This window comes from Gordonia sp. 852002-50816_SCH5313054-c, from assembly GCF_001665925.1.
In the GTDB taxonomy this organism is placed as follows: Bacteria; Actinomycetota; Actinomycetes; order Mycobacteriales; family Mycobacteriaceae; genus Gordonia; species Gordonia jacobaea.
On the sequence record NZ_LZTE01000090.1, the window covers coordinates 49,291 to 55,454 of the forward strand.

Annotated in this window: 6 protein-coding genes; 2 read left to right on the forward strand and 4 right to left on the reverse strand. The window is 67.4% G+C overall.

Going from position 1 to position 6,164, the window contains the following annotated elements; translation table 11 throughout:
- Positions 1-5: 5 nt before the first annotated feature.
- A complete protein-coding gene (locus tag A5788_RS23295; protein WP_064869444.1) occupies positions 6-743 on the forward strand; it encodes an IclR family transcriptional regulator in 738 nt (245 codons plus the stop codon).
- A 22-nt stretch (positions 744-765) separates the two neighbouring features.
- Here the strand turns inward: A5788_RS23295 and arsC are convergent, their stop codons facing one another.
- Genes arsC through glmU form a run of 4 tightly spaced genes read right to left on the reverse strand, consistent with a single transcriptional unit; the run spans position 766 to position 4,880 of the window.
- Entirely contained in the window at positions 766-1,122 is a 357-nt protein-coding gene (gene arsC / locus A5788_RS23300; RefSeq protein WP_064869442.1) for an arsenate reductase (glutaredoxin), read from the reverse strand.
- Positions 1,123-1,165: 43 nt separating this feature from the next.
- The gene (locus tag A5788_RS23305; RefSeq protein ID WP_064869440.1) at positions 1,166-2,362 is read right to left on the reverse strand and encodes an MFS transporter; all 1,197 of its coding nucleotides are present in this window, start codon (positions 2,360-2,362) and stop codon (positions 1,166-1,168) included.
- Between the two features lie 7 nt (positions 2,363-2,369).
- Positions 2,370-3,347, reverse strand: coding sequence for a ribose-phosphate diphosphokinase (locus A5788_RS23310; RefSeq protein WP_049697995.1), 978 nt, complete (start codon positions 3,345-3,347; stop codon positions 2,370-2,372).
- A gap of 57 nt (positions 3,348-3,404) precedes the next feature.
- Positions 3,405-4,880, reverse strand: a complete 1,476-nt coding sequence (gene glmU, locus A5788_RS23315) for a bifunctional UDP-N-acetylglucosamine diphosphorylase/glucosamine-1-phosphate N-acetyltransferase GlmU (protein WP_064869494.1) — start codon at positions 4,878-4,880, stop codon at positions 3,405-3,407.
- A 215-nt stretch (positions 4,881-5,095) separates the two neighbouring features.
- Between glmU and A5788_RS23320 the strand changes: the two genes are divergently transcribed.
- A complete protein-coding gene (locus tag A5788_RS23320) occupies positions 5,096-5,851 on the forward strand; it encodes an SDR family oxidoreductase (protein WP_049698121.1) in 756 nt (251 codons plus the stop codon).
- Positions 5,852-6,164: the final 313 nt, after the last annotated feature.

Sequence of the window (6,164 nt, forward strand, 5' to 3'; positions counted from 1 at the left end):
GCGACATGGCGATAGGCCGTGCGCCGCGGTCGGATTCGGTGGTGCGCGCCCTGCAGATCATCGAGACCGTTGCCGACCTCGGAATCGGTACGACGGCCCGCGACATCGCCGATCGGCTCGACCTACCCTCGGCAAGCACGTATCGGCTGCTCAACAGTCTTGTCGCCGACGAGTTCCTGGTGCGGACAGCCGACCTGCGCGGCTTCGCGATCGGCACCCGCCTCGCGTCGTTCGTCGACGGAGTGGTCACGCCTCCGGTCCCCGCGCGCGCCGCGGAGCTGATCGACGAGTTCCGCGGCTCGGTGCGGTTCGCCGTGCATCTGCTCTACTTTCGCCCCGCGTCGGTGCGCGTCCTCGACGCCGATCCCGACCATCCGCTCGACGGGGTGGGTGAACTCATGCGGTACCTGCACGCATCTGCCGCGGGCAAACTGCTGCTGGCGTCGTTGTCGCAGTGGCGCGACGCGCTCGAGATGCCGTTGCTGCCGGTCACGCCCGCCACGATCATCGACCCTGCGCGTCTGGAGGAGCAGATCGCCGAGATCCGACGCACCGACGTTGCGCGCGACGACGGCGAACTCGTGGTGGCCCACGCCCACCTGGCCGTGCCGATCTACGACGTCACCGGCGCTGTGCGCGGGGCGGTGATGATCGGCGGGGTATCGAGCAGGCTCGAGGCGATCTGCTCACTCACCGACGCGGCGCGCGGACTCGCGAACGCCGTCGGGCCGCTGCTGTTCTGAGCGGCCGTGTGGGTCCGGCCGGCTACAGGATCTCGTCGAGCTTGTCGAGTGGGCGGGCGAGGCGAGTTCCCTTGTCGGTCACCACAAACGGACGTTCGACGAGGATCGGGTGCGCCACCATCTCGTCGAGCAGTTTCTCGTCCGACGCGGCGTCGAGGTCGAGCTCCTTGTAGAGCGCTTCGCGCTTGCGCGCGGCCTGGCGAACGGTGATGCCGGCATCGGCGAAGAGCTGTTCGAGTTGTTCTCGGGTGTACGGCTCGTCGAGATACTTCACGATCGTCGGCTCGACGCCCTCGTCGCGGAGGCGCTGGAGTGCTTTGCGCGACGTCGAGCATTTGGGGTTGTGATAGATCGTCGCGTTGTCGGTCGCAGCAGCCATGAGGGTGACACTACCCAAGCGCCAACTACCCGGACCCCTGGCGCTACCCGGACGCTGCGGCTGCGTCGTCGGGTGTGACGCGTCGGGGGAGCGTGAGGGCCACGGCGAGGGCAATGACCGCGCACACGGCTCCGACGACGACGGGTGCCAGCGCGCCGCCGTGCTCGATCGCCAATGCGCCGATCAGTGCGCCGACGCCGATCGAGAAGTTGAACGTCGTGGAGTAGAGCGTCGTCGCCGACTCGCGGTATGCGGGCGCCACGCGGAACACCGTCGTCTGCAGGCCGATCGGGGCGGCGGCGTATCCGGCGGCCCACACGAGGAGTCCGACGAGAGCCGCGGGAAGCCACAGACTCGCGACGGGCGTGAGTATCAGTGCGCCCGCGAGGACCGCGATGATCGCCGCGAGTGACCACCGCACGGACTGGGTGCGGGACAGGAATGCCCCGGCCACGAAGTTGCCCGCGACCCCTGCCACGCCCATCACCAGCAGGACGACACCGACCAGGTCGGCGTCGATACCGAGGACTTCGACGATGAACGGGGTGACGTAGGTGTAGGCGGCGTACGCGCCGGTGATGACGAGCGCGGTGACGATCAGCGTCGTCCGGAGGTCGCGCATGCGGAGCAAGCGCGGCAGACCCCGCAGCCCGATGGTCTCGCTGTCGCCGGGGACCGAGCGCAGCAGCACTGCCAGCGCGACGAGGCTGACCAGGCTCAGTCCGGCGAGCGTCCAGTAGGCGGCTCGCCAGCCGAACGCCTGCCCGATCACGGTGCCGACGGGCATGCCGAGCACCGACGCCAGCGACACTCCCGAGAACGCGATCGTGGTCGCGCGCACGGCAGCATTCGGTGGGACGAGGCGCACGGCGGTCGCCGCGACGATCGCCCACATCAACCCGAGGGCGACACCGATCGCCATGCGCACCGCCAAGAGCATCGCGTAGTTCACGGCGAGCGCGGTGAGCGTGTTGCCGACGACGAATGCGGCCATCACGCAGAGCAGGATCGGCCGGCGGTCGAGTCGTCGAGTCGCCGTGGAGAGGGTGGGTGCACTGACCGCGGCCACGAACGCGAAGAACGTGACAGTGAGGCCGATGGTGCCCTCGGAGACGTCGAGGTCGGTGGCCATCGGACGGAGTAATCCGATGGGCATGATCTCGGTGGTAGTGATGGTGAACACACCGAGGCCAAGTGAGACCACCGCCGCCCAATCGCGTCGGGCGGCGGTGGTCGTCATCGACGTGTCAGGCGTTGCCGTCGAAAAGGCTTGTCACCGAACCGTGTTCGAACACCTCGCGGATGGTCTGTGCCAGCAGCGGGGCGATCGAGATCACGGTCAGCTTGTCGAAGCGCTTCTCCTGGGGGATCGGGAGCGTGTCGGTCACGATCACCTCGTCGGCCTCGGAGTTGGCGAGGCGCTCGGCAGCCGGATCGGAGAAGACGGCGTGCGTCGTGGCGATGATGACGTCGCCCGCGCCCGCTTCCTTGAGCTTCGAGACCGCGCCGACGATGGTGCCGCCGGTGTCGATCATGTCGTCGATGACCACACAGGTGCGGCCTTCGACCTCACCGACCACGCGGTGCGCGACGATCTGGTTGGCGACCAACGGGTCGCGGGTCTTGTGGATGAACGCGACGGGAGCGCCACCGAGCGCATCCGACCACTTCTCCGCGACGCGCACACGACCCGAATCCGGCGAGACGACGACGAGGTTCTCGATGCCGTACTTGCCGCGAACGTAGTCGGAGAGCTGACCCTGGGCGTGCATGTGGTCGACGGGGCCGTCGAAGAAGCCCTGGATCTGATCAGTGTGCAGGTCGACCGAGATGATGCGGTCGGCGCCTGCGGTCTTCATCAGGTCGGCGATGAGGCGTGCCGAGATCGGTTCACGACCGCGGGCCTTCTTGTCCTGGCGTGCGTACGGGTAGAAGGGCAGGATCACGCTGATGCGCTTAGCTGAGCCGCGCTTGAGCGCGTCGATCATGATCAGCGCCTCCATCACCCACTCGTTGAGGGGGGCGGGGCAGCTCTGGATCACGAACGCATCCGAACCGCGCACCGACTCCTCGTAGCGAACGAAGATCTCGCCGTTGGCGAAGTTCCGCGCGGTCTGCGGAGTCAGCTTGATGCCGAGTTCGTCGGCGACAGCCTGCGCCAGGTCGGGGTGTGCACGCCCCGAGAACAGCATCAGGTTCTTCTGGTTGTCGGTGGTCCAGGTCATGAAAACTCTTCTACTCGATCGTCGGCCGGTGGGCGGCTCTGCCAGCGGGTCACGTGGCTAGGAGCCGGGCTGTTCGGGCTGAGTATCGGCCGCGCCTGCCTCGATCGCTGCGCGTGCGGCAGCCGTGTCGGGGCGTTTGCGGGGTACCCAACCGTCGATGTTGCGTTGTGGACCCGACGAGACCGCGAGGGCGCCGGGCGGGACATCGTCCCGAATGACCGTACCTGCCCCGGTATACGCGCCGTCACCGACCTGCACCGGAGCGACGAACATGTTGTCCGATCCGGTCCGGCAATGCGACCCGATGACCGTTTGATGCTTGTTCACCCCGTCGTAGTTGACAAAGACGCTCGACGCCCCGATGTTCGACTCCTCGCCGATCGTCGCGTCACCGACGTAGGTGAGGTGCGGAACCTTGCTACCTGCACCGATGGTGGCTTTTTTGGTCTCGACGAAAGTGCCGATCTTGCCGCGCTCACCCAATTCGGTACCCGGCCGCAGGAAGGCGAACGGGCCCACGGAAGCGTCGTCGGAGATCACCGAGTCGGAGCCGTGCGTGCGGATCACCGACGCCCCGCGGCCGATCGTCACGTCGGTGAGCGTGGTGTCGGGGCCGACGACGGCATCTTCGGCGATGCGGGTGGCACCGTGCAGTTGGGTGCCCGGCTCGATGCGTACGTCGCGCTCGATGCGTACGTCGACGTCGATCCACGTCGAGCCCGGATCGACGACCGTGACGCCCGCGAGCTGGTGGCGACGGATGGTCGTGGCGTTGAGCGCGGCACCGAGCGCGGACAGTTGCGCGCGGTCGTTGCAGCCCGCGACGACCAGCGGATCGTCGACGACATGCGCGCGGACGGTCTTGCCCGCGGTGCGCGCGATCTCGATGACGTCGGTCAGGTAGAACTCGCCCTGTGCGTTGTCGGTGGAGAGTTGTTGCAGCGCTGAGCGCAGTGCCTGCGCGTCGAACGCGTAGATGCCCGCGTTGACCTCGGTGATCGCGCGCTGGGCGTCGCTTGCGTCCTTTTCTTCGACGATTGCCTGCACCGAGCCGTCGTTGGTCCGGATGATCCGGCCGTATCCGGTCGGCTCGTCGGCGATGAAGCCGGTGAGCGTGACCGCGGCGCCGTCTCCCGCGGTGTGTGTGGCGACGAGGGCCTCGATCGTCTGGCCGTCGAGGAGTGGGATGTCGGCGGCGGTGATGATCACCGTTCCGGTGAAGTCGTCGGGGAGTGCGGTGAGACCCGCGCGCGCGGCGTCGCCGGTTCCGGCGGGCGAATCCTGAACGGCCACAACGATATCGGTGCCGATCTCCGCGGCGATCTCGTTGACGGCCGCAGTGACGCGTTCGCGTTCGTGGCCCACGACGGCGACGAGTTGATCAGGGGATGCCGCTGCTGCACCATGCAGCACATGGCCGACGAGCGAGCGTCCACCGATGGTGTGCAAGATCTTGGGCGTCTTGGATTTCATCCGAGTGCCCGCGCCCGCGGCGAGGACGATCACGGCTGTCGCGGCTGACTTCTCTGTCATGTCCACCTCCGGGATTCGACGACTGCGCGCCGCGCGCACCGAGTGACGGCGTCGGGCGTGGCGACGGACCGATACTACTGACTCGTCTACGGCACAGAAGCGTCAGTGCAGGTAGTGGCCGGGGTGCAGGTGGTGACGGCCGCCCGAACGGCGACTGATAGAACCGAGGGGACGCACGTCACACAGGAGACGTACACGCAATGGAGGAGTTCGCAATGAGCGCTCAGAAGACAGCAATCGTCACCGGATCGGGTCGGGGCATCGGCGCGGCGGTGGCCAAGCGCCTCGCCGACGACGGTCTGGCCGTCGCCGTTCTCGACATCACCGAGGAAGCCGCCGCCGACACCGCCAAGGCGATCAACGACGCCGGTGGCAAGGCGATCGCCGTCGGCGCAGACGTATCCGACGAGGCATCGGTCAACGCGGCCGTCGAGAAGGTCGCCGCCGAACTCGGCGCGCCGACCGTGCTCGTGAACAACGCGGGCATCCTGCGCGACAACCTGCTGTTCAAGATGAGCGTCGACGACTGGGACGCAGTCATGGGCGTGCACCTGCGCGGCGCCTTCCTGATGAGCCGCGCCTGCCAGAAGTACATGGTCGACGCCGGCTGGGGCCGCATCGTGAACCTGTCGTCGACGTCCGCACTGGGCAACCGCGGCCAGGCCAACTACTCCGCAGCCAAGGCCGGCATGCAGGGCTTCACCAAGACGCTGGCGATCGAGCTGGGCAAGTTCGGCGTGACCGCCAACGCGATCGCCCCCGGCTTCATCGAGACCGACATGACCGCCGCCACCGCCGCCCGCGTCGGCATGGACTTCGAGGAGTTTAAGAAGCTCAACGCCTCCGCCATCCCCGTCGCCCGCACCGGCAAGCCCGAGGACATCGCCCACACCGCCTCGTTCTTCGCCTCCGAGGGCGCCGGCTTCGTCTCCGGCCAGGTCATCTACGTCGCCGGCGGCCCGCGGGACTGATCCGCGCGGCCCGCCGCTGGTCGAGCTGACCACCGCTGGTCGAGCTTGTCGAGACCACTCCGCTGGTCGAGCTTGTCGAGACCACCCCGCTGGTCGAGCTTGTCGAGACCACCCCGCTGGGTAGATGTGGGTCGAACGTGAGGACGTGGGCGCTGCAGCACCCACTTCTTTACGTTCGACACACATTTAGGTCGGGGTCTGGTCGGTCGTGTCGACGGTCACGTAATTCCCCAGGGGTGTCCGTCACGGATTTCCCCATGTTCGGGTGTGCTGGGTTGAGGGTAGCTGGGGTTGTGGGTTAGGTGGTTTTCGG

What these genes read in the sequence shown, in the direction of transcription:
- A5788_RS23295 (WP_064869444.1), top strand. Translation starts at nt 6, where the DNA reads ATGGCGATAGGCCGTGCGCCGCGGTCGGATTCGGTGGTGCGCGCCCTG.
- arsC (WP_064869442.1), bottom strand. Translation starts at nt 1,122, where the DNA reads ATGGCTGCTGCGACCGACAACGCGACGATCTATCACAACCCCAAATGC.
- A5788_RS23305 (WP_064869440.1), bottom strand. Translation starts at nt 2,362, where the DNA reads ATGACGACCACCGCCGCCCGACGCGATTGGGCGGCGGTGGTCTCACTT.
- A5788_RS23310 (WP_049697995.1), bottom strand. Translation starts at nt 3,347, where the DNA reads ATGACCTGGACCACCGACAACCAGAAGAACCTGATGCTGTTCTCGGGG.
- glmU (WP_064869494.1), bottom strand. Translation starts at nt 4,880, where the DNA reads ATGACAGAGAAGTCAGCCGCGACAGCCGTGATCGTCCTCGCCGCGGGC.
- A5788_RS23320 (WP_049698121.1), top strand. Translation starts at nt 5,096, where the DNA reads ATGAGCGCTCAGAAGACAGCAATCGTCACCGGATCGGGTCGGGGCATC.